Origin of the sequence: Sphaerisporangium sp. NPDC049002, from assembly GCF_040649355.1 — a bacterium.
Taxonomy (GTDB): domain Bacteria; phylum Actinomycetota; class Actinomycetes; order Streptosporangiales; family Streptosporangiaceae; genus Sphaerisporangium.
The window spans coordinates 1-1,980 of the sequence record NZ_JBEZFH010000415.1 but is presented as its reverse complement, the minus strand read 5'-3'; the positions used below and the strand labels follow the sequence as shown (position 1 = coordinate 1,980).

The window sequence follows — 1,980 nt, the reverse complement described above, 5'->3', positions numbered from 1 at the left end:
CGCGCGGCCGCTGGACACCACCGTGATGGGCGGCGCGACACCAGGGGCCCGCCCCGCTGGGATGGGGCCCCGCCCTCAACCGAGGGGGCGGTGCACCCCCGCCCCGGCGGGGGGGGGCGGCCGGCCCGGCGCTCTTCCGGGGGCGCCGCGCCCGGGGACGCGGCGCCCGTCAGCACGTCGGCGGGTCAGACCCTCTGCCACAGGGCAGGAACGTTCGGCGGCTCCCAGCCCGCGAGCGCCGTGTGGGCCTGGATGCACCGGTAGAGCACGCCGTTGTAGGTGACCTGGGCGCCCACCGCGTAGGCGGTGCCGGCCTTCCACGTTCCACCCGGGGCGGTCGTGGTGGGAGTCGGGGTCGGGGTGGGAGTGCGGGTCGGCGTGGGGCTCGGGGTGGGCGAGGGGTTGCCGCCACCGCCGCCGATCTGCAGGTCGATGCACGAGTAGAAGGCGTTCACCGTGTCGGCGATGTTCCAGATCGCGAGGACCTTCTGCCTGCCGCTGAAGCCGGACAGGTTCACGGTGTGCGACACCGTCGCGCCGGGCTGGCGGCCCTGGTCGTCGAACACCGCGACGCGGGTGCCGCCGATGTAGTACTCCCAGGTGCTGGTGGCGTGGCGGGCGGTCAGCACCCAGTTGAAGGTGACCGTGGTGCCCACGGAGGTGGCGGGCCACGGCTTGCTCTCATCGCTGAGCTGGGCGAACCGGGCGACGCCGCCGTGGCAGTTCCGCTGCCCCTTGGGTCCTTCCACGCTCTGCGGCTCGTAGATGATGTCGCCGCAGTTGGGGACGACGCCCTGGGCGCACAGGGCCTGCCGGCTCGGCGGCGAGGACACGTAGCCGTGAGCCAGGGCAGGCGAGGCGGCGAACACCGTGATCCCTGCGGTTAGTAAAGCCGTGGCCACCACCATGATCGTTTTCCGCATGCGGCACTCCTTCGCTGGGGGGTGCCAGAAATATAAAGGAAAGTTTCCTAAGAGTAAATAGCGCGGCCAGGCGCCTCCGGCCGGACGGCCCGGTCATCCGGCGAGCATGGCGTGAAGCCTAAGGTTGGTTCCCGCGGCCACGATCAGCAGGCACAGCGCGGCCCCGGCGGGCCGTACGCCCGCTCGACAGGCCGGTAGGCGCCCTCTCTCTCGAAGACCGGCGCCCCTACCCCTTAGACCCCTGCTTTCCGCGCCGAACTAGCCCCTTACGTGCCTCTGGTCCATCGTAGGAACCAGCGATGGGACGGCACCGCGCGAGGTGCCACGAGAGTGCGGAGGTCATCATGGAGGACTACGGCGTCACAGGCATACGCGTGGACCTGGAGACCGTCGTCGACGTCCCGCCGGCGCGGCTGTGGGACCTCGTCACGACCGTGCCCCGTATCGGCGACTGGAGCCCGGAGTGCGAGCACGGCGCCTGGCTCGACGCCGACCGCTCGGTGCCGGAGGAGGGGACGCTGTTCGAGGGACGCAACCGCCGGGAGGGCCGGGTGTGGACGGTGACCTGCATGGTCACCGAGGCCGAGCGCCCAAGCTCCTACGCGTGGGTGGTGCTGGACGGCGAGAACGGCCCGGAGTGCCCCTCGTCGCGGTGGCGCTACGACCTGGAGCCCGCCGACTCGCCGGACAAGACCCTCGTCCGTCACAGCTTCGAGCACGGCCCCGGCGGCAGCGGCCTGCGCGACATGATCGCCGCCAATCCCGACATCGCCTCGATCATCATCGAGGTCCGCCTGAACGAGCTGCGCAAGCACATGACCGAGACCCTCGACGCGATGATCCGGGCCTGACCCCGCCGATCAGGCCTCGCCCGGCGTCCGTGACGGCCGCCCCTTTCCCATGGTGAGGGGGCGGTTCATCCGTGCGTCCGCCCAGGAGACGCAGGCGGGGCCTGAAGGAGGCCCTCGATCCGGCCCCGCTGACGGGCGTTCCGCGTGGTCACGTGATGCGTTCCAGGAGTTCCGCCACCCTGTCGACGTCGGGTTCCGTGGTGCGC

Annotated in this window: 2 protein-coding genes; one reads left to right on the top strand and one right to left on the bottom strand. The window is 71.4% G+C overall.

Annotated elements, in window-relative coordinates; genetic code table 11:
• Positions 1 to 185: 185 nt before the first annotated feature.
• A complete protein-coding gene (locus AB0B89_RS36125) occupies positions 186 to 923 on the bottom strand; it encodes a lytic polysaccharide monooxygenase (protein WP_358562211.1) in 738 nt (245 codons plus the stop codon).
• Between the two features lie 344 nt (positions 924 to 1,267).
• On the opposite strand from AB0B89_RS36125, the gene AB0B89_RS36120 reads away from it, so the two are divergent.
• The gene (locus AB0B89_RS36120) at positions 1,268 to 1,774 is read left to right on the top strand and encodes an SRPBCC family protein (protein ID WP_358562208.1); all 507 of its coding nucleotides are present in this window, start codon (positions 1,268 to 1,270) and stop codon (positions 1,772 to 1,774) included.
• Positions 1,775 to 1,980: the final 206 nt, after the last annotated feature.